Raw genomic sequence first — 22,411 nt, forward strand, 5'->3', positions numbered from 1 at the left:
ATCCTCCGTTCTTCTAATCTTAACGTTGCTGTTGTTGACGCTCGTTCAGGATGCTCAGGAAAGATTGAGCAAAACGCAGCGTTTGTTGTACGTTTGGATCTTTAAGCATTTTGAGCATAGCGAACAGGCCAACCGAAGTTTGCTCTGCTTGCGCACGGTCATTGGCTTCAATTGCAGCGGAAGCTACACCTTTAGCTTTGTCTACAACTGGTTTAGCGAATTCACCCATTGCACTCATTGTGTCGCTGATCAGAACTTTGTCTGTAGCAACGCTTTGTGCAAAGTCATATGCTTTGGTCATGGCAGTGACCATTTCAGCCAGTTTAGGCAGGTTTTCCACCAGAACGGTCAGAGATTCCTGTACCTCAGGCTTCATCAGTTGATCGAGCACGTCCAAGGACTGGCGCTCGTTGGCACCTTCTGTAACTGGCACCTCTTGTTGAGTAGGCGATTGTGACATAAGAGAAAGTCCTCCTTTACTTTGGGATAGAAGTCCGCGACTTTCATGATGCCTGTCAAGCAGAGCCGAACCACGAATACAAGCGATACAATGAAATGTACCAAATTTCACACAATAGAAAGAGCGAAGTCCAAAAGGCCGCTCCCGGATCATGTATTGTATTGGGTCTATTGCGGACAACATGTGTTGACGCAAAACGACAAGCAGGCCGAAACCGAACTCTATACCCTTATATTACACCTCTTACACATGAACATGAAAAAGAAATTTTTTACACTTGTGAAGATATTGTGAACATTGTAACAAAATCGATCTTTTTGTCAAGCATCGCAGTCAGGATGTAACCGCTTATCCTTCTGACCAAGATCTTCATTTCTACCACATGTGGTATTAAGACAAGATCACATATGTCCATATGTGCGAAAAAATACATATGGGAGGATTTTTTCAGTCATACATTTAGGGATTGTTTTCCAAAATCATGAGTTTCACGCAACGAATTTGGTCACTGTCGTTATTATGCGGCTAGTGATGCAGGCTTATTCCCTATTCCGCTCATTTCTTCCCGATATGTATGTTCACCTTCATTCAGGCCTATATCCTATCGGTTTTGGCTGCGTTACGTTTAGAATTCCGGGAACCCGGTTAATAACGACTACACCAGAAATGAAGGAGATGTTCGATATGAGTAATTCCACTAGCGATAAGCTCAAAGCAGGCGTGAATAAAGCCAAAGGCGAAGTGAAGGATCAGATCGGTAACGCAACTAATAACAGATCCCTTCAGGCTGAGGGCAAAAAGGACAAAGCCAAAGGTGCTGTTCAAGACAAAATTGCTGATGTGAAAGATCGACACTAGTACCAAGGTTCAAGATGCTTCGCACGTTCAAATCGTGCAATATATAACAGAGCATATCCACCCGTAGACTTACCGCATGAGCTTGCTGTCATACGGGGGCACAAAAAAGCCAAGGAAGGTGTTATTCCAATCACCCTTCCCTGGCTTTTTTTGGCTCGCATCAGACAGTCGGCACCATATACCTCGCCATATCAACAATGAAATCATGGCTTCCTCGTGACGTTTGATAATGCCTGCTGAACTGACGCACCCAATCCGGATGTTCCTGATACCATCGGTATGTTTTTTCCAAACCCTGCTCCAACGTAACCTGCGGTCTCCATCCCAATTCTTCTCTTAATTTGCCCGAATGAATCACTAAACTGGAACCTCTGGATTGTGTCGGCTCCTGATGACGGATCTCTACAGCTCCCGTTGTCGAGCGCTGCAGGGATTGCAGCAGCTGGCCGATCTCCTGCATCGTTGTACCTTGACCTGTGGAGATGTTATAGGTATGTCGATCTTGTCCATGCAGCATGATCTGTTCGATGGCTTTTAGTGCATCATCAATATACAGAAAGTCACGTACAGCCGATCCCTGGATATCCAGACGCAAGCCATCCATCATCCGTCCATAATTGCGTGGAATAATCCGGTCAGGCAGCTGCCATGGACCATAAAGGTTGGTCAGGCGAAAGATTTTAACAGGAAGGTTGTAACATTGGGCATAGGAATGAGCCAGCGTCTCACAGGCTACTTTGGATGCAGAATAGGGCGATACCGGGGCATACACATCTGATTCGGAGTAAACTCTGCCAAACTCCCCTCCGTATACCTCTACCGAGGAGGCCAGTACAACTGGAATACGATGATCGGCAGCATATTGCAAAATGGCCTGCGTGCTCAGTGTGTTGTTACGAAACACTTCTCCTGGATGATGGTAGGAATAATCGACATGCGGCATGGCGGCCAGGTGGATAATATAATCTGTTCCGTGCGGCAAGCTGAATTGATCTGACGCGAGGTTACAACAGGTGAAGGTCATCTCATGCAGTGGAGAGCTGTGAACAAGTCTTTGACAATAGTCATCCCTGTCAATCAGGGTAATGCGATGTCCTTTTTGCGCCAAATAATGAGAAAGATTGAATCCCACAAATCCGGAAGCCCCTGTAATGACAATGTTCACTAAACCATTCCTCCTTGAATTTACTCAGGCGGGCTCATGAGTTGAGCGTATGTACAAAGTATACCCTTAATACGATACGTTTTGTATCATTTTCCAATCATTTTTTTATTCTCTTTCTCCTGAACGGGTAATGTATAGAGAGGTGATTATAATGAATGAACGAAAAGAGAACATAGAGACGTTATTTTTTAAGGATGATGGTGTGATTCCCAATCACCCAAACCTGCCAGTTCTCCTGTATAAGGGGATATGGGCAAAAGACCCGTCCCGAGCAGAGTCACGGCTGAACCGAAATGGTTGGGGAAACAGCTGGCTTAATGGTGTGTTTGATTATCATCATTATCACAGTAATGCACATGAAGCACTTGCTGTGGTAAGCGGTTTCGTGCAGCTTGTTTTGGGTGGGGAGAAAGGACAGCGAGTCTATTTGCAAACGGGAGACGTTGTTGTGCTTCCTGCAGGAACCGGACATAAACGGCTGGAGGCCAGCCCTGATTTCCGAATTGCGGGCGCCTATCCTGGTGGCACGGACTACAATACACGTACAGGTGAACCTGGTGAACGGCCAGAGGTACTTCGGGAAATTCGGGATGTGCCGATTCCTGGTACCGATCCGGTCTATGGGAATGAGGGGCCTTTGTTGGAATTGTGGAACAAGAGAAAATAAGAGGTAAAGTCGTATATGAGTCGTTCAAAAAGAAAAACAGACTGTTAACGAGACCCTCGATGACAGTCTGTTTAGATTATGCGCGTAACCGGATGCCGTAGAACCGCATCGTGTGTTTTGCTGCCCTTCATTTTCAGGAAGAGATGGAGTTTCCCGAAGGCTGATTGGAATCGTTCAGTTCCTCCTGTGCCGATGAACGGGTAAAGTGTCTCTCCAGCTTCCGACTGGCCCACAGGGATACCGCGATAAACAGCAATACGCCTCCCCATCGTACCGGGTGCTCCAGGAATTGTGCCACATTGGAGCCAATATACGTTACACAGAAAATCATGATGGCTTTGCCGAAACCTACTGCCACCAGGAAAGACATCAGTCTCATCCGGGCTATGCCTGCTGCCACATTAATAATGACGAACGGACCAACCGGAAAGATGCTCAGCAAAAATACATAACTGAAGGCATTCCGCCGAATCCATACCATGCTCCGCTGAACACGAGGTTTGCTCGCCCATCGCTCCACAAAGGCTGATTTTCCAATCTCTCGCACCAGCAGGAATGTCAGGGTGCAGCCCAGCACCATTCCAATCCACGAGTATAAAAATCCTGCCCACAGTCCGTACACCGCACCGTTAACTCCCACGATCAGCAGGGTCGGCAGCGGAGGTATGAAGGACTTCATGAACGTAAGCAATATCCCCGGCAGCGGCCCCAGGGAACGAAACTGCTCCAGCCAATATCGAATATTCTCTTCCGTAATATAGGACATTATGTCCAGAGGTACCGGGGTCATGTGCATCCTCCAATCTTTTCAGTCTTAATCCGTATCTATCGTAAATCTATCAGCACTCAGACCATCCGAGTACGGTTCATCTTCTTCTCACAGTATAACGTACGAATCCCCTGCAGACCGTTGTTAATTTGAAGAAATATTCACAGTTGAGATCAAAACACCAAGAGCACATCCTGACCTGTACAGTCGTGATGTGCTCTCTTTATTCAATATCCCCTTCGTTGGAGAAGAGAAATGATATTAACCTATTCCAGCTGAGCTTCCTGCATCTCCTGCTCGTTCAATTCCTCCTGATGAGCCGCATTCCATTCCGGTATGCCAGACCGCATGAACTCATCTGCATCCATTGCGGCTTTGGACTGGTTGCACAGATTGCAGGCACATACACAGTTCAGCGGGGTTGTATGTCCGCCTTTGGCCCGGGGCAGAAGATGATCAATCGTATCCCCATACGATCCACAGAAGTAGCAGGTAAACCGATCCCGGGTCATAATATATCGTTTAAAATCCTTGTTGCTGAATAATCGGCGAATCGTGTACCGATTGACGACAACCGCGGCTTTTTCCTTGACCAGCGTGACCGCAAGTTCCAGGTCAACCTCCTGATGCCAGCGGCGCCCCTTGTCCGTTTTGCCGCGCATCCGTACCATCCCCTGTCTGTTAGTACGAAGTGATGACGGGTCTTCTGGATCAATGGGTACCGGCACTGCCGAAGTCTGGCGGCGCGGCCGGCCATCTGCACCCGCGCTGCGGCTGCGGGCGTGGTGGGAGTTGGGCCGGTGCCCGGATGTCGTGGCCCGGGCAGTGTCTTCACCATCGGCTGAATGCACACGCTCCGTGCGCACAGGCCGCGTCTTGGCCCCCTGCGGACCTTGCGGCCGCTTGGGGGCAGAACCGGCTGTCCCGGCCACAGCATGTGCTGCTTGGCCGGGATCCAGCCCCGGGGCGGCAGGCTGTGCTGCTGCCGCCAAAGGCATGTCGACAGCAGCGGCAGCCCCACGGTCGCCCACCGCTGGCACATCGGACTTGACCGTGATGCGGTCCGGTCCAGTGCCAGCGGTGGGCGGCGCCGAGCGCTTGCGGCGCCGCTTGCGTTTGCGCCCGGCTGCGGTCTGCTGACCCGCATCCGCTGTTCCCGCTGCCGCGTCCTGCGGAGCTTCCGGCAGCAAATCCCCATTAACCGCCGCAGTCGCCTGTGCGTCGGTCTGGTTAGCACGCACACTTGGACTCGTGTGCACAGCCACATCCGGATCACGTCCCGCCTGACGTTCCATTCTTGCCTCCGTGATCTGCTCAGATTGCTCAAGGCCTGGCTGTGCCTCCTGCGGCTTGGCTTTTCGTCTCCTTCTTCTTTTCTTCCGACTCCCTGAAGAAGGTTCCGGGGTATCTGAAGATAACGATTTAGCCTTCATATCCTGTGTAACAACAGCCTCAGTAGTTACCACTTTGCTTGCCGGGGTTACAACTGCTCCGCCCGGCTCTGTTTTCAGTCTCTGTGTCCGAATGGGCTGACTCTGATTCTGCTGCTCTGAGATGTCGTGGCCGTTAACCTGTCCACCTCGCTGACGGCAAAGGCGACAAGCCCCTCGTCTGGATCCGGGACCCGCCCTCTTTCCGGTTCTGCGCCGGAATTCGGACAACGGACGCTTTTGCCCGCAATACATGCATGTCTTGGTCTGTTGCGCTTCATGTTCCGTCATTCCCTGCCGGAAAGGGGCCGAGCCCGTCTCCATGTTGTCACCTCGGTTCCGTATGAATCCGGTTTCTTTCTATTGTATCACATCTGCTCGCGGACGCACTCATACCCCTGTGTCTGCGCCTGATAGCCATCCGTATTGTACTCGGGTGTCTGCCCGCTGCATTCGTGAAGGATGTGTTCCACATATTCCAATATATCTTGCATCGGTTTCCCGCATTGTTCACATGTTGTCATTCTTCTCACCTTGATCCTGTTCTTAAAGTCTCTACCTGTTGAACAAATGAATTTTCACTATACACTACGCTGTCAGAATAACCTTCCGATCGCTGTTATCCCCTGATTTCCTGATCCCCTTTTAAAGGGTGAAATCTGGTGATAAAGGCGAGCGCTTCGCTTCCCCAGGTTTCTTCTGCCCACTTCGTTAAAGTGAAATTTAGTATTCAAACTTATTTTGACTTATTCAATAATTGAATTGTGTTCCGCCTTCTCATTACCCCAGGCACATGATAAAGAAACACTCGTTCCCACCTGATGCTCATAAATCATATAAAAAAAACCGTTCCCCGCTCAACCCTAAGGGTCGACCAAGAAACGGTTTATTATTCCTATATGGTATGCAATTCCTCATTAACGAACGTCGAGTTGGCCCGAATTCTGTTGCGGAACGATACGCGGTTTCGGTTTTGGAAGATTGCCGAAAATAACCCAGGCAAACGGAACGAACCTTGCGGTCAGCCCAACCACGATCCATGAAGCGAACAGTGCTACGGCAAAGCCTCCGGCATACCACAGGTGAACCAGCCAGGACACCCCGGTTTGCGGCGGAAATTCCCGATACAACAGCAAGAAAAATGGATGAATCAGATAAATGCCGAAGGACAGCGCCCCAAGCCGATTAAGCGGCTTTGCAATCAGCGCAGGCCCCTTGCGGTACAACAGATATGCGATCTGGATCAGTACGAGCGCACAAGCAAAAGTATGCAGATTCCAGAAAAATTCATACCATAGCGTGTTGTACGTGGCAATTTTCATACGAAGCAGATAATAAATGTATACATGTCCCAGTCCTGCAGCAATCCAGACAGCCCATAACACAATCCAGGATGCTACGCGGCCTTTGGTCGCATTTTCACGACTGATGACAAACCATTGCTTGATCTTCGGAAAATAGACTCCAATGAATGCTCCCAGCATGAAATAGGAGAAGTACGAGAAGGCCCAGCTTCCCTTGTTCGGTACCTGGAATCCATATTTGTTGCTTACGATAAATGCCCATTGAATGAGCAATCCGATCGGTACCGACCATTTGACCACCGAAGGATACTTCTTCAGCAGCCACAGCACCAGCGGGAATAACAGATAGAATTGCATGTTGATAAATACAAAGTACAGATGCGTATACGCCTTACCCGTGAACAGCTTGGTAATGAAGCTGACGGCAGATTCACCAAATGGACGGCCTTGATAATGTGTCACATGCAAAATGATAAAGTAGAACAGGGAAAACAGGAAATACGGCAGCAGAATATACACGAATCTCTTTTTGTAAAAATTGCTGACCAGTTTCTTGTCCAGAGGACGAGAATAATAGTTATAGAACAACACGAAGCTGCTCATGAAAATAAAAGTTGGCGTACCATATTTCATAAAGATATTAATAAAATTGTACAGCCAGTAATATCCCGAACCTGTCATGTCCACCGTCGCGTAGGAAGTGGAATGCACACACAGCACGCCGATAATCGCCATGGCACGCACCAGATTCAGCTCCGGTATTCGCTCTCTTTTGATTGTCTCACTCATGTTTAGCGTTTCTCCTTAATGTGTTCGTCAATATGTCAGATATGACTTAGTACGATAAGCTCACTATCTATTAAAAGGCATAATGCTTAAGATGGGTAGTCCATTTTCTTAACAATTCCTAAATTTTCAGTAGATTTCACACTATTTTCATGTCTATAAATGTAAAAAAGACCGCTGCAATGCGGTCTTCCGGGGCTGCTGCCTCTACAGCAATTATTTCTGGTTCACTGGGATTAAAATGGTAAACTCAGGCTCCGGATCATATGGGTCCTGATCCATCGGATATACTTCATAGTGTGTAAGCGGACCGTCTGACACGGTATGGCCCTGATCCTTGATCCAGGTATAGATGCGATTATAGGAAGCCTCCACACTCTGTCCTTTGGCATGACTGCACTTGGCATAATCATGTGCCGGGACATCAACCTTCACCATTCCAGATGGAACAGCTGATAATCCACCTTCGCCAACCTCGACTGCAACATAATGAACAAATCCTGTATCTGTCGTATGATATGACAATCCCAGAAGCTCCTGCGGGTAAAGTACATCGCTGATCTCATGCAGACGATGCTTGAACTCCGTTTGCACAACACGTATGCCCCCTGCCCCTGCTTCAGCGAAAGTCCCTTCCCATTTCAAACCGATAACGGTCGCTGCCTCCTTATGCACCAACATGGAAGTATTGACATGTTCCATACCTTCTCACCCTTTCAATCATTTTCTTCTCTTCTTCAAGCTGATCCTGTTGTCGTGATTCCTGACTCTATTTTATACTAAAATAGTGACAAAATCTGTCAGTATAAAACAACTTGTTCAGAGGTGGACTGCGTATGACCAAAACCCAGCGTTTGATTGAACTCATGATGCGAGTGTATGACAAACCAACGTTCACCGTGGATGAGATGGCTGCTGAATTCGGAGTTTCTTATCGCACCATGCTCCGATATTTACATGAGCTTAGTGGAATGGGCGTGCCCTTATACGCAGAGCCCGGGCGACGAGGAGGATATTCCCTGCTGCAATCCGCCAACCGAACAGCCGGCATAACAGGGCAACGAATCGTCAGCTCAGATCCATTCCAACGGATTATACGGCCGCAGACCTATGTAATTGGCCTTGAGTTCCAGGCTCCTTTTACAGCAGTATATATGGCAAAAGTAATGATTCCCAAGCTGTGGGTGGAATTGGGCCGCAGACAACACGAAATCCCCCGCCAAATCAGGACGGGGGTGAAGACGGGCGTATCCCTGAGCCGTACACGCCTCTATCACTATATTGCCGGAGTGGAGGTCTCCCACTTCCACGACGTGCCGGAAGGCATGGTCGGTATTATCCTTCCAACCCGTGAATATGCCGTGTATACACATCAGGGGGATCCGGATCGGGCAGAGATCGATCAAACGCACCTCCTGCTCATGGATAAGCTGCGGCAGCGGGGCTTGGAACCCGACCTCTTGGCCTACGCCTTGGAGATCCGGGAATCCGGTGATTCCTCCAGCATGAACATGCACATTCCATTGTGTGATTCTAATCCTTCTGACGGCTCGCCAGAATTTGTTTATAGACCTCAATAGCCGCCTGTCTGGATGCTTTCAGATCCACAATCGCATCTAGGCGAGGCTGATGAATGTCCTTGCTGTGCTTCTTCAGATCCGGCAGCCATTTGCGAATATAGTCTCCTTGAGGATCATACTTCTCTGACTGTGTTACAGGATTGTTCACCCGGAAATACGGAGCCGCATTCTCGCCGAGTGAAGCGCACCATAACCAGTTCCCCCGATTCTGGATGTTGTCATAATCCAGCAGTTTGCGTCTGAAATAGGCCTCACCCCTTGTAAACGGACACTGCAGGTTTTTGGTGAGAAACATCGCTGTCAGAATACGCAGCCGGTTCGGCATGCGTCCTGTTTCATTTAGTTCAGTCATCGCTGCATCAATAATCGGGATACCTGTTTCCGCCCTGCACCAACGCTCGAAATGATACTCATTTAACGGCGACAGATCGTATACCTTTTCATATGTAAAATAGTGACTCTCGTATACCGCACGATACAGATAGAAGTCGCGAAAGCACAGCTGTCTGATCCATTCACCCGACTGCGCGGTTCGGTAAGCTGCATCATACATCTTGCGAATCGACACTGCACCTACTGCCACATAGGAACTGAGATGACTCGGCTCATACGCTTCGTATTCATCCCGATGTTCCCCATACTCCGCGATGCGTTCCTGCAGAAAACCATCCAGCAGCACATGAGGATCTTCCGCCGGCTCAACCTCCAGCAGCTCTTCGGGTACCCGGTATGCCTCCGGCCACTCCATGGAGTGATTGCTTACCTTCACATCGGCCACCGTTAATGCTGAAGGAGGATTGGGGAATTCATTCATAAACTCCACCCAACGCCTGTGAAATGCAGCAAACACTTTATAAGGCTCCGATTTGCCCGTAAAATCGGCAAACCGCGGAAGATCAATCAGCAGATGATCGGTCAGCTGCGTGAATGCAACCTGGTATCCTTCAGTAACTTTGCGTATGCTGCGGTCCCTGTCGATCGCGTAAGGCGTCATGTCACGATGTACAACGACCTCATCAATACGACCTTCCATTTGCCCCAAAATGTAATCCACAACTTCGGCCGGCTTGCCGTGTGCCAGATGCAGCGTCTTGCCCGCTTCCCGGTATTGTCTGCCAAGCCCGGCTGCATGCCTCAGAAAGTTGATACCGCTGTGCTCCTTCTCGCGGCCCTGCCGCAGCAAAAAGGGATCATAAATGAACAAATGAAAGCTCTCATCATCCTGGTTCCGCAAATAATCAAATGCATTCAGGTCATCCGTACGCAAATCTTTGCGATGTATGAATAGTTTCACTGACATCCTCCCGCCTGGATTCTGCCTACTTCGCCGTCAATTCATGAAAGAGACGACTCGTCTCCGGTTCCGGCTGATGCCCGAGTTCCTCCAAGAGTGTCCTTGCAAACGATGAATATAGTTTGAGTATGGCTTGTCCATCACCCATGGATGCATACACCTTCATCATTAATCGGCATATGTCTTCGGCATAAGGCTCCCGTTCCTGTAATTCCAACAATTGCTCAATCGCATCCTTGCCACGTTCATGCTTCATGTTCCAATCGGCAAGATCCAAGACCAATCTTATATATTTGCGCCTTAACTCACGGGCTTTCGCTTGCGACCATTGGTAATCATGCTCTTCCAGATAATCTCCACGATATAACAGTACAATTTCCCGAAGTTCTTCCACATTATCCGACGTAACCTCGGCATACCCCATACCCAGCTCAAACTGCTCCACATCGCTCACCAGGTTACCCGGCAGCAAACGATAGCGGTTCATGTTGTACTCCAGTTTACCTGTCATGCTCCATTCCTTCAGCAGTTTGCGGATCTGGTACACAGATGTATGCAGATGGGTTAAGCCCTTCTCCAGCGTTACGTCAGCCCATAACTTATCAAGCAGAATCTCTTTGCTTACCCATTCTCCGCGATGGTGAAACAGAAACGCAAACAGCTCCTGTGATTTCGTAGTCCTCCATTTATGTTTGGCTGCTTCGGGTCCCAAGCTTCTATAGATATCCAGATGTTTAAAGGTCAGCAGGCCGGGTAACTCGACGTCGCTCTGGGCAGCCTCCGCACCTGGTTCCTGTACTTCAGATGTCACTGCAATTTCAGGCATGGCAGACATCCAGGAAGCGATCCGGTCAATCGTCTTGCGCAATCTTGCCGAGCTCACCGGCTTCAATACATAATCCAATGCGTGCAGCTCAAATGCCTCGACTGCATGATCTGCGTACGCGGTTACAAATATAATTCGAATGTTGTTATCCAGTTGCTGTATATACTCAGCCGCTTCCAGTCCGTTCATCTCTGGCATGCCAATGTCCAAAAACACGACATCGACGCGTTCCTTTTCCAGAAAATCCAATCCATCACGGGCTGTTAAAAAACATTGCACGGGTGTAATCCGTCCGTCCGACAGTAACAGGCGCTCCAGATGGAGCTGCGCTGGCTTCTCGTCATCGATTACAATGGCTCTCACCGTTCTCCCAGCCTCCTGCTCTTACTTATTTATTTCTTTAAGTTCAATACCAATCGAATTCAATCCACTTATTAAACTGTTAACCATTATGATCTGCCTCGGCACAGTTTGGAGATTATTAACCTCTCGATAAAGGGATATGGAAACGAATTTTCGTTCCTTTGCCCACATGACTCTGAATATTCAACCCTTCCCCATACAGCGCTGCTAAACGTCTGTTTATATTTTGCAGCCCTACACCTCCTGGCCCTTCCGTTCGTCCCGAGTTCACCTGGGCCAGGCGCTCCGGAGGGATGCCCACACCATTATCCTCAACCTCGACGATCACCCGATTGTCCTCTCTGGCTATTCTCAGAGACACTGTTCCACCCGCGGCTCGCTCCATGACACCGTGACGAATGGCATTTTCAACAAGCGGCTGGATACTGAGCGGGGGCACATAGATGCGTACATCAGGGTCTATATCATAATTGACCACCAGCCGCTCCTCAAACCGGGCCTGTTCCAGATGTACGTAGGATTCGACCAGTTCAAGTTCCTTGGACAGCGGCACCAGCTGATCCCGGTTCTGGAAGTCGAAGCTTCCGCGCAGGTAGTGACTTAGTTCAATCAACAGATCCGTAGCTTTGTCAGGATTAACAGCGCAGGTCGCAATAATGACATTAAGTGCGTTATATAAAAAGTGCGGTTTGATCTGTGCCTGCAAAAAAGCCATTTCCGTTCGAATTGCGCCCTGAACAGAGGCTCGCATGTCGATCAAGGTACGTACCCTGGCACGCAGCTCCCCCGCATCCACAGGTTTGCTTAGGAAATCGTTCGCCCCGGCCTGGAAACCCAGCCTGATATCCTCAGGCAATCCGCGTGCAGTCAGCATCAGGATTGGCAGTTCCGAGAGGGAATTGTGCTCACGCAGCTTACGACATAACTCCATTCCGGACATCCGAGGCATCATCCAGTCGGTAATAACCAGATCGATTCCCGGGTATTGTTCTCGCAGCTTCAAGGCTGCTGCCCCGCTGTCGGCAGATATGACCCGATATCGCTCTGTCGATAGCAGATTGAAAAGCACCTGGCGATTCACCGGATCGTCATCCACAATTAAAATGGTATGCTCTGCTTCCAAACTCTCTTCTGACTCGTCCGGTTCTGTAGGGATAACTTCAGAATCATGGGTATGTTGTGCAGCTACATAGCTGGCCGCAGCCGGCTTGTTACCGGTATGGAGAAGAGTTGTCCTGGCAACCGGCAGGGTGAAATGAAAAACCGATCCCTGACCCAGTTCCGATTCAACCCAGATCCTTCCTCCGCCCAGCTCTACGAGTTTGCGTGTAATACTGAGACCGAGCCCCGTACCTCCACTCACCCTTTCACCGGTACCATTTTCCTGCTCGTAGGATTGAAAGATATCCTCGAGCTTCTCGGGAGCAATGCCAACTCCGGTATCCGCCACGGACATCCTGACTTGATCCCCATTGACACTTGCATATAGCCGTATTTCACCTTGCTGCGTGTACTTGTAGGCATTGCCTATCAAATTATAAAGAATCTGCCGCAGCCGGTCTTCATCTGCTTCGACAAGCGGGAGGGAGGAGGGCCACTGCTGGATTAGTACAATGGGCTTGTCTCCGAAGGTGAACCCGGAAACTTCAACCACTGTGCGGGCAACGGATTCCAGATCCACGGCCTCCCGTTTCAATTCAATCTCACTATTCTTGAGCTTGGAGAAATCGAGAATGTCGTTAACCAGCAGAGAAAGCCTTTTCCCTGTTGAAGTAATCATGGACAGGTTTCTCGCCTGTTTCGGCGTCACTGCACCTGCAGCGCCTTCCAGCATGGACTGGGCAATATTAATGATGCCATGCAGCGGGGTTCTCAGCTCATGAGATGTGTTGGCCATGAATTCATCCTTCAGACTGTCGATCACAAGCAAACGCTCGGATAAGGCCTCCACTTCTCGGAAGGACTGCGCGAACCGAATTGTGGTAAGAATCATTTGGGCAAAAACAAACAACAACAGCTCGTACAGCGCGAGAAACGTCGTATCCTGCGTCGTAAATGCTCCAATGGTATACAGAATAACGACCATCAAGATGCTCATCATGCTAATCAGCACGTAATGGCTGTCGTTAGGCCGTTTTTTCAACCAATAGAACATGGCCCTCAGGGTGTAAACGATGACACTAAGCGAAACCATCAGCATGGCCAGCTCCAGATGGGAGAACAGGGCCGGAGACAAAGTAAGCCCAATGATGCTCTGTACAATAACCAGTGTTACCCCAAGACGGACATACCCTTTGTGGATCGCACCCGGAACAAGTGCATGCATATAGCGAAGCAGATAGTAATAGGCAAATGCCGAACTCAGTAATTGAAGCCTTAGGATTTCATCATTCGGCAGAAATGGCACAAAAGTACCCAGCAATTTCTCCCCATGAGTGAGTGCGTACATTCCCCCGGAGAGACTGAACAAGCCCAGGTAACGAAGTTCCTTCTCACTCCGGCGCAGCAGGAACAGAAGCAGGAAAAATGCAGCAGGAAGAATGAACCCGAAGAGGGTCATCAGATCCTTAAGCCAATCCCTCTGCTGGCTGTACAGGATGCTATGTTCATCTCCAAAGAATACGGAAGCGACGATTCCCCCTGAGGAATATGTATAATTGGAAACCTGAATGATAATGTCAGCATGGTCTCCCTCAATAGAGGTGAACCCGGTAAAGGGCAGGTTGTACTGGATATCCGTTTCCCTTGTTTCTCCAGGCAATCCCTTGCCGCCAATTTCTTTGCCATCGATAAAGATACGGTGTGCCATACGGATATTTTGGGTGCGAATGCCATAGTCATTTTTCTCAAAACCGGGCTTGATTCTGACACGCAAGTGGTATGTACCGTATCCATGGGCTTCCCCCATCGTCTTGTTCCACCGAGCCGGAACCTGGATTGCTGAGGCGGGTCCAAGCGGCTTCCGCCCGGATAGATCTGCCTCGAAGTCGACTGGGGTTAGCAATTGATTAGGATAGAAATTCCAAGCCCCATCCAATATCGCTGCACCCTTTTTATTAAAATCCCATTTGGACAAATCTATAACGCCTTGTTTGGCTGCCGGATTCCCATGCTCGGATACAATACCTTGCACGATCCACCCGACGGGAAAGACAACGATACAAATGAAACTAATTGTCAGCATAATCCAGTGTTTTCTCATCTATGTAATCCTTCCGCCTCGTGACGATAGACGTCAGTTTTTGTCGGTTTATCTTCATAATCCATGTTACACGTTTCTGCTGCTGACGGAAATAGAAGGAAATCAAAAGAATCACATTTTTAAACCATTTCACTTATTCCACCTTTTATTCATATACCGCAAGCAGCATAAACAAAAAAAGACTGCCAGCTCATCAACCAGGATATGCTCCTGATCAACGCTGACAATCCTCAATTATTGGCCCACAACCTGAGCCAGCTTCTGTACGATCCCTGTCCAGCCCTGCTCCATCCGTTCACGCACGATGGCATGTGCCTGCCCAAATTCAGTGAGTTTATCGGCATCCCATCCGCTGTGGATCAACGTAAAGGTTGTACCTTCCGGCTGCTCGGCCAGTTCGAAATGAAGTGTCCAATCCTTGCCCCATTGAAACGACAGCTTGTGCGGTGCCTGAACTTCCGTCACCCGGCAGGGTGATTTTCCAAAAGGTCCGGCCTCCAGCACAAATTCATGCCCTTCAACCGGCTCCAGATTGCTGGGCATAAACCAGCTTTCCATGCCTTCTGCTGTCGAGACTGTCTTCCATACTTTCTCCACCGGTGCATGGAGCACTAATTGCTGCCGAATATCCGGCAGTGCGCTTGATGATGATGACATACCTATCGCCTCCTAAAATATATATTACTCATTGTTTGGGATGAGAGGATGTGTGTCAAATGTGTTCATGTAACAACTGAACTTTTACATTGATTCCCCTTTCATGCCCACCCTATAATTGGCACATATTGCATAAAAGGTGTGTGATTCCTATGTTAGTCTGCTCCGAACCATTGCATTCCAACCGTTTGGTTTTGAGGCCGCTCGAAGTGCATAAGTGCATGAATACACTACGCTTTCCGCCATACAAAATCAGGCCACAGCATAAGGTTAACCCTTGCTGTGGCCTGTCTTAGCAACCTGTAAAACTGGTCTGTGAACATTTTTTGCAAAATGCTGCAGTGTACGATTAGTATCCGCGGGAATATTGCTCGGCAATCGCTGCCTTATCCTTGCTGACACCCAGTGCCAATGCCGCATGGTTGGCCCAATACGGGTCACGCAGCATGCCTCTGCCGACTGCAACGAGATCAGCATCCCCGTTGCCAATAACGGCTTGAGCCAGAGCTGAATCATCCAGCAATCCAACCGCAATTACAGGAACGTTCAATTCTTCACGGAAACGGCGGGCAAATGGAACCTGATATCCTGGGTAGTTCCCCGGTTTCCGCTGTCCTGCAGGTCCTTCTCCGCCAGAGCTGATGTGGAATATATCCACGCCTGCTTCTTTATAGGCACGACCAACTTCAATGGTGTGGTCAATATCATAACCACCATCAGCGTACTCTACTGCTGAAATGCGCATAATGAGCGGCATGTCTTCCGGCATTTCCTTTTTCACCGCACGAATGATCTCAACACCAAAACGAGACAGATCCTGTCCGTACACATCTTCACGATGGTTCATCAGCTTGGAATGGAACTGGTGGATGAGGTATCCATGGGCTCCGTGCAGCTCAATAGCGTCCACTCCAGCCTGTACTGCGCGGCGAACACCATCCGCAAATTTCTGCACCATGGCCTCTACTTCTTCCGTAGTTAACGCACGCGGCTCCCTGTAGTTTTCTCCCGGAAAAGTGACCACCGATGGAGCAACCGGTTGTTTCGCATCCTCTGCTTTTCGTCCCGCATGGGCGATCTGAATGGCAACTTTGGAGCCGTGAGCATGCATGCCATCCACCAGTTTGGCAAAAGCGGGAATATGTTCGTCAGACCAGATGCCCAGATCATGATCGGTAATGCGTCCATCCGGTTCAACATCGGTCATCTCGATTACAATCAGTCCTGTACCCCCAACGGCACGACTTACGTAGTGAACCTGATGCCAGTCATTCGGGATACCATCCTTGGCTGTTACGGAATATTGGCACATGGGTGCCATGACTACACGGTTATTCAGTTGAAGCCCCTTGAACTGATAGGGGGAAAATAAAGTCTCGGACATATTGGTTACATCTCCTATTCGATATATTAATATATGTTGAGGCAATCACTTGTTTTCCAGATCGAAAAACAGATGCCCATTCTGGCCAACTATCTCTTTCGCCAATCCTTCCATCATTCCTTATTATGAAGCAGCATCCCCCAAATACAAGTACGTACATTTTTGTGCCATAGTACCCTTTTTGATACCTAAACCTACGTCCGCTGCACTTGTGCCTTGCGCGAAGTACCCCCAAAACATGGTATGATACACTTATCGACACACAAGAGATAGTATACCCCACCTAATATAAGATGTATCTAACCCTTACACGAAAACGGAGAGGGCAGAAACAACCTGTAGAAGCGAAGCCAAAAGCTTTCTGAAAGAAAGCTACTTCGTAAGCATAAACTCGCCTTTATCACTGGATTTTCACCTTTTAAATATAGAATCAAAAAAATCTGGGGATAACAGCGATCAGAAGGTTGTTCTGACCTCGTAGTTATTTGGTGTAAGACTGGTGATCCAACTTATATATCAACCCAAGCCAAAGGAGCGATCAATGGTGAAAGACATTTTAATCGAGCGACTGACCACTTATGCTCAAATGGATACTCAATCCGATGAAAGCAGTGAAACCTGCCCCTCTACACCTGGCCAACTGGCCTTGGGTGAATACCTTGTGGGCGAATGCAAATCCATTGGCTTACAGGATGTAACGATGGATGAGAACGGTTATGTCATGGCTACCCTGCCATCCAACACGGACAAGGACGTTCCCGTGATTGGTTTCCTCGCTCACCTGGATACAGCCACTGACTTCACAGGCAAAAATGTCAAACCTCAGGTTATCGACAACTATGATGGTCAAGATATCGTGTTAAACCAGGAGCTGGATGTGGTACTGTCTACCACCGACTTCCCGGAACTGCGTGAATACAAAGGCCATACCCTCATGACAACGGATGGCACAACATTGCTTGGTGCGGACAATAAGGCAGGCATTGCCGAGATTATGACAGCGATGGCCTACCTGATCGATCACCCCGAGATCAAACACGGAAAAATCCGGGTGGCCTTCACTCCTGATGAAGAGATTGGGCGTGGGCCGCACAAGTTCGATGTGCCTGCTTTTGGAGCCAAATATGCCTACACCGTAGATGGTGGACCACTCGGAGAACTGGAGTACGAGAGCTTCAACGCGGCTGCAGCCAAAATTACGGTCAAAGGAACGAATGTGCACCCCGGAACAGCCAAAAACAAAATGGTGAATTCGGCCAAAATTGCCATGGAGTTTAACCGCCGTCTGCCTGCGGAAGAGGCACCTGAATTTACAGAGGGGTATGAAGGGTTCTACCACCTTCTGTCCATCGAAGGCGATGTGGAGCAGACACAAATGAGCTATATCATTCGCGATTTTGATCGAGAGAAGTTTGAAGAGCGCAAAGCTTATGTATTGAAGGTTGCGGAAGAACTCAAAGCCAAGTACGGGGAGAAAAGCATTACCGTTCAGCTGAATGATCAGTACTACAATATGCGGGAAAAAATTGAGCCTGTGCGCCAAATTGTTGATATTGCACACGAAGCGATGACCCGTCTGGATATTGAACCAATCATTCGTCCCATTCGGGGAGGAACCGATGGATCCCAGCTCTCGTATATGGGCATGCCTACACCGAACATCTTCACTGGCGGCGAAAATTACCATGGCAAATTCGAATATGTATCCGTCGACAACATGGTGAAGGCCACCCGTGTCATTGTGGAAATCGCCCAATTATTCGAAGACCGCGGAGATATCTAACAGAATTGCGCCAGATCTCATAACGCCTTTTTCAACAAACGGAGGCGAGGCACCCTTTTGCTTAAGGCATCAGGGTGCTCTTTGCAATTTATACGAAGAGCTGGGAGCCGCACACAGAGACAACATTTCATTCGTACATATTCCCCCCGGCAATCTGACGCAGCTCCCCCAGATTACAGATGACGATCTTGCGCTGTTCTTTCCGAATGATCTGCCGATCACAGAGATCATGGATCACCCGGTTCAAATGTCTGTAGCTGGTACCCAGCATATCTGCCAACTCAGTCAACTTGGAGGTTTGGATCTCTTCCGTAACCTGTTCACCCTGTTCCATCGTTGACAACAGGTAGCTGGCAAACCGGCTTTCCACGGGGTACAGCAGATTCAAGCTTGACAGGTTCGAGAAGGTGTACAGCTTATGGGTAACATGACTAAGCATAAAATGGAGAAACTTCGGATTTTCCGTATAGGTATTCTGAAGAAAACGATAGCTCACGCCAAGCAGCAGGCTTTTATTGACGGATTCAACCGTATTTTTCGCTTCCTTCCCATTGACCAGCTCCAGATCACCTACGAGTGCAGGGGGTGTACTGAACCGGAGCAGCAATGACTTTCCATTGGGAAGTGTTGTATAGATCTTGAGTTTACCTTCTACGAGAATATAGAATCGTTCCGGCCGTTCTCCCTTGGCACATATCATTTCACCCTTGGAGGCTTCCAACAGTCTTAATTCAGCGAGTGCAGGCTCATCCAACACCTGATCCAGGCCATGTTCACGCGCAAACTGACGCACTCGCTCAAAGTCCATGATTTCTCTCATTCCAGGTAACCTCCACCCAAGTATTTAACGTATAGAAATGGACATATGTCCCATTTTCGATATCAGCCCGAACAAATATCTTGATATAAAAATAGTTACAACTAGTACTTATATCCAATAAATCATTTTACATGGGAAATTTTCAAGACTTCGTCCGTAATTCGTCATTATTTTATTTGAAAATGCAGTTAATGATAGCGCACTCTTATCCGATGATAGATAGAGCATTATGTACGTTTATGAATCCAATCGCAAATTGGAATACAGAAAGGATGGTTCGACGCCATGAATGTTGTAGATGCACTTCTGAAAGTTATGCCTTATATTAGTCTGATTCTTAGAGAACCAGCCGGCTTGACCGTGTATGATCATGAGAAGGTCTTGTACGCAGTCCCCACTGAGAAATTTAATCTCGGTTTCAATGCAGGGGAGCCGCTGCTCGATGGTTATAAAAACTTTACCGCTCTGACCAATGGACGTGAAGCTTCACTCACGCACCTGCCTGCGGAAGTCTATGGGATCGAGCTGGATATTCTGAATATCCCCATCTTTGATGACAATAACGAGGTTGCTGCCATTTTCTGTGTGTCCTACGATCAATCCAACCAGAATCAGCTTGAAGCCATTATCCAGGAAAATCAATCGATTAATAGCAACCTGGTGGAGATGGTACAGCACGTTGCGGCTCATGCCGAAGAATTACAGGCAACCAGTGAACAGATCCTGGAGAACACACGTCTTGCTGTTCAAAACTCTTCCCAAATTAACAAGGTGGCCGGGTTCATTCGTGAAATCTCCGAACAAACCAACCTCCTTGGGCTCAATGCTGCAATCGAAGCTGCCCGCGTTGGCGAGGCCGGTGCAGGCTTTGGCGTTGTCGCTTCTGAGGTACGCAAGCTCTCTGTTGATGCGAAGCAGGCCACTAGTGATATCGATATCAGTCTAAAAGATGTTCAACAGGTTATCAAACAAATGGAAGTGGAAGTTTCGCAGATTGCTGCTTCTTCCCAAGAGCAGGCTACCCTTGTCTCCTCCTTCACGGATGTCATTGAGAAACTGAATGAAACTGGCGATCGTATGAAGATGCTGGCAGACCAGCTAATCAGCTACTCCGTTCAAAACAAGTAAGCTTGTTTCCAAACATTCATATGCAATCTAAGATTCAACCAAATTTAAATAGGACGCCGCGAACCCGATCTGGGCATTTCCGGCGTCCTGTTTTTTAACCTTACTTTATATCATACCAAGCATTCACATGCCAGGTTCCCTAAGCTTGCTTCGCAATCCCCACTTTTGGGTTTCCCTTCACTTCAGCCTCAGATTCCCAACATTCCACCTCGCCCGGAATACGGATACGGTCACGGGTAAAGACGGGGTCATGCCCCTCCGCTTTCTGTTTTTTGTAATCCTTCAGCGCTTCGAATGTCACTTTGGACAACATGAGAATGGCAATCAGATTGACGACTACCATCAGTCCCATGAAGAGATCGGCAAGGTCCCAGACCAACTGCACTTTCGCTACAGCACCAAACAACACCATTGCGATGACGCAGATTCGGTACACCCACAGCCACATCTTATTGGACTTGATAAACTCAATGTTGGTCTCCCCATAATAATAATTCCCGATGAGTGTACTAAAGGCAAACAGGAATACCATCACGGCCAAAAATCCGGAGGCCCAGGAACCGATGTGCATACTTAATGCTGCCTGGGTCAATTCGATGCCTCCCAGATTGGAACCTTTGTATACCCCAGACAGCAAGATAATCATGGCTGTGCTTGTACAAATGACAAGTGTATCGGTCAGTACGCCAAGAGCCTGGATAAGCCCTTGTTTGACCGGATGTGTTGTATCTGCCGTGGCCGCTGCATTAGGCGCACTACCCATTCCCGCCTCATTGGAGAACAAGCCCCGCTTGACACCGTTCATTAGGGCGGCCCCCAATGTACCACCAGCCACCTGTTCAATGCCGAAGGCATTTTTTACGATCAACACAATCATTGCCGGAAGCTGCGTGATATTCGCCAGCACAACAAATGCAGCCACCCCGATATACAGTACAGCGAGGACAACAACGATATATTCAGACGCCTTGGCAATACGTTTCACGCCGCCCATAATAATTCCGGCAAAGATTACCGCCATAACAATACCTACCGTCAACCGATCCAACCCGAACGAGTTTTGGAATGCCACGGTAATGGTATTGGACTGCACAGCATTAAAGACAAGACCGAACGATAGTGTTATGAGGATCGCAAACAATACTCCCATCCAGCGTTTGCCCAATCCCCGTTCCATATAATAGGCCGGACCTCCGCGGAAGCCTCCGTTATCCTTAACTTTATAAATCTGTGCCAGTGTGCTCTCCACGAAACTGGAGGCTGACCCAATGATGGCAATGACCCACATCCAGAACACAGCCCCCGGACCTCCAAGGGCAATAGCCAGTGCAATTCCTGTTATATTTCCCGTACCTACACGGGCAGCCATGCTGATACAGAATGCTTGAAACGGCGAAATCTTGCCTGCTTCCTTGCTCTTGGGTTCAGTCAGCACTTTAATCATATCTCCGATCATGCGGAACTGCATGAAACGGGTCTTGGTGGTGAAGTAAATCCCGCACACAATCAGCAGGATAATTAAGAGCTTGGACCATAAAAAATCGTTGAAAATCACGACAATATCTTGTATTGTTTGCTCCATCAGCATTACCTCTCCAATTCGTATATTGTTAAACAGCATCCCGGCTGCATGTCTGAGCGTAAAATCTCCATACTATTGCATAGGGGATCCATTGCATAATTTTGAAGTGATAACGGCTCGTTCGAATGGCCGTTTGTACCATTTCACATATTCAATGGCCAATCCAGTCGGATGTTACCTATACTACAGTCATATCTACGGAAACCGACATATTCCTACATCCAACTGTGGATTTTTTTTGTGAATGGACCGAATTCAGCGAAACTCTGTTACGTTATCTGACATATTGTTCTTTATTGGATAAGGGCTTCTATGCAGCAAGTGAACTACGAAGTATGATAGGAAGAAAACGA

Annotated in this window: 18 protein-coding genes and 1 pseudogene; 5 read left to right on the forward strand and 14 right to left on the reverse strand. The window is 48.4% G+C overall.

Annotated features, from left to right (window positions below):
• Positions 1–19: 19 nt before the first annotated feature.
• A complete protein-coding gene (locus HP552_RS18585; RefSeq protein WP_175396885.1) occupies positions 20–460 on the reverse strand; it encodes a DUF1641 domain-containing protein in 441 nt (146 codons plus the stop codon).
• A 684-nt stretch (positions 461–1,144) separates the two neighbouring features.
• Between HP552_RS18585 and HP552_RS18590 the strand changes: the two genes are divergently transcribed.
• A complete protein-coding gene (locus tag HP552_RS18590) occupies positions 1,145–1,318 on the forward strand; it encodes a CsbD family protein (protein WP_175396886.1) in 174 nt (57 codons plus the stop codon).
• A gap of 160 nt (positions 1,319–1,478) precedes the next feature.
• Here HP552_RS18590 and HP552_RS18595 read toward each other — a convergent pair whose 3' ends face one another.
• A complete protein-coding gene (locus HP552_RS18595) occupies positions 1,479–2,483 on the reverse strand; it encodes an NAD-dependent epimerase/dehydratase family protein (RefSeq protein WP_175396887.1) in 1,005 nt (334 codons plus the stop codon).
• 151 nt (positions 2,484–2,634) lie between these two features.
• Between HP552_RS18595 and HP552_RS18600 the strand changes: the two genes are divergently transcribed.
• Entirely contained in the window at positions 2,635–3,150 is a 516-nt protein-coding gene (locus HP552_RS18600; RefSeq protein ID WP_175396888.1) for a cupin domain-containing protein, read from the forward strand.
• A 133-nt stretch (positions 3,151–3,283) separates the two neighbouring features.
• Here the strand turns inward: HP552_RS18600 and HP552_RS18605 are convergent, their stop codons facing one another.
• The 5 genes and pseudogenes from HP552_RS18605 to HP552_RS18625 form a co-directional block, all read right to left on the reverse strand.
• The gene (locus HP552_RS18605; protein ID WP_175396889.1) at positions 3,284–3,940 is read right to left on the reverse strand and encodes a TVP38/TMEM64 family protein; all 657 of its coding nucleotides are present in this window, start codon (positions 3,938–3,940) and stop codon (positions 3,284–3,286) included.
• Positions 3,941–4,185: 245 nt separating this feature from the next.
• Positions 4,186–4,623 (reverse strand): annotated as a pseudogene (locus tag HP552_RS35925) (HNH endonuclease); the annotation flags it as partial.
• A gap of 1,094 nt (positions 4,624–5,717) precedes the next feature.
• Positions 5,718–5,873, reverse strand: a complete 156-nt coding sequence (locus HP552_RS18615; RefSeq protein ID WP_175396890.1) for a hypothetical protein — start codon at positions 5,871–5,873, stop codon at positions 5,718–5,720.
• 393 nt (positions 5,874–6,266) lie between these two features.
• Positions 6,267–7,442, reverse strand: coding sequence for an acyltransferase (locus tag HP552_RS18620; RefSeq protein ID WP_175396891.1), 1,176 nt, complete (start codon positions 7,440–7,442; stop codon positions 6,267–6,269).
• Positions 7,443–7,655: 213 nt separating this feature from the next.
• The gene (locus HP552_RS18625; protein ID WP_175396892.1) at positions 7,656–8,141 is read right to left on the reverse strand and encodes a GyrI-like domain-containing protein; all 486 of its coding nucleotides are present in this window, start codon (positions 8,139–8,141) and stop codon (positions 7,656–7,658) included.
• A gap of 134 nt (positions 8,142–8,275) precedes the next feature.
• Here HP552_RS18625 and HP552_RS18630 point away from each other — a divergent pair, with 134 nt between their 5' ends.
• Positions 8,276–9,019, forward strand: coding sequence for an effector binding domain-containing protein (locus tag HP552_RS18630; RefSeq protein WP_175396893.1), 744 nt, complete (start codon positions 8,276–8,278; stop codon positions 9,017–9,019).
• Here the strand turns inward: HP552_RS18630 and HP552_RS18635 are convergent.
• From HP552_RS18635 to HP552_RS18655, 5 genes are all read right to left on the reverse strand, one after another.
• The gene (locus tag HP552_RS18635; RefSeq protein ID WP_217506474.1) at positions 8,973–10,319 is read right to left on the reverse strand and encodes a cryptochrome/photolyase family protein; all 1,347 of its coding nucleotides are present in this window, start codon (positions 10,317–10,319) and stop codon (positions 8,973–8,975) included. The genes HP552_RS18630 and HP552_RS18635 overlap by 47 nt on opposite strands.
• Before the next feature lie 19 nt (positions 10,320–10,338).
• A complete protein-coding gene (locus HP552_RS18640; protein WP_175396895.1) occupies positions 10,339–11,502 on the reverse strand; it encodes a response regulator in 1,164 nt (387 codons plus the stop codon).
• 118 nt (positions 11,503–11,620) lie between these two features.
• On the reverse strand, positions 11,621–14,704 hold the full coding sequence (locus HP552_RS18645; protein ID WP_175396896.1) for an ATP-binding protein: 3,084 nt from the start codon (positions 14,702–14,704) through the stop codon (positions 11,621–11,623).
• A gap of 234 nt (positions 14,705–14,938) precedes the next feature.
• A complete protein-coding gene (locus HP552_RS18650; protein WP_175396897.1) occupies positions 14,939–15,361 on the reverse strand; it encodes an SRPBCC family protein in 423 nt (140 codons plus the stop codon).
• A gap of 349 nt (positions 15,362–15,710) precedes the next feature.
• On the reverse strand, positions 15,711–16,745 hold the full coding sequence (locus HP552_RS18655; RefSeq protein WP_175396898.1) for an NADH:flavin oxidoreductase/NADH oxidase: 1,035 nt from the start codon (positions 16,743–16,745) through the stop codon (positions 15,711–15,713).
• A gap of 544 nt (positions 16,746–17,289) precedes the next feature.
• Between HP552_RS18655 and pepT the strand changes: the two genes are divergently transcribed.
• Complete coding sequence (pepT, locus tag HP552_RS18660) at positions 17,290–18,528, forward strand: peptidase T (RefSeq protein WP_175397084.1); 1,239 nt, start codon at positions 17,290–17,292, stop codon at positions 18,526–18,528.
• Between the two features lie 127 nt (positions 18,529–18,655).
• On the opposite strand, the gene HP552_RS18665 is transcribed toward pepT, so the two are convergent.
• Complete coding sequence (locus tag HP552_RS18665; RefSeq protein ID WP_175396899.1) at positions 18,656–19,348, reverse strand: Crp/Fnr family transcriptional regulator; 693 nt, start codon at positions 19,346–19,348, stop codon at positions 18,656–18,658.
• A gap of 285 nt (positions 19,349–19,633) precedes the next feature.
• Between HP552_RS18665 and HP552_RS18670 the strand changes: the two genes are divergently transcribed.
• Entirely contained in the window at positions 19,634–20,476 is an 843-nt protein-coding gene (locus HP552_RS18670; RefSeq protein WP_175396900.1) for a methyl-accepting chemotaxis protein, read from the forward strand.
• 139 nt (positions 20,477–20,615) lie between these two features.
• On the opposite strand, the gene HP552_RS18675 is transcribed toward HP552_RS18670, so the two are convergent.
• On the reverse strand, positions 20,616–22,058 hold the full coding sequence (locus HP552_RS18675; RefSeq protein ID WP_175396901.1) for an alanine/glycine:cation symporter family protein: 1,443 nt from the start codon (positions 22,056–22,058) through the stop codon (positions 20,616–20,618).
• Between the last annotated feature and the right edge of the window lie 353 nt (positions 22,059–22,411).

This window comes from Paenibacillus xylanilyticus (assembly GCF_013359935.1).
GTDB lineage: Bacteria > Bacillota > Bacilli > Paenibacillales > Paenibacillaceae > Paenibacillus > Paenibacillus xylanilyticus.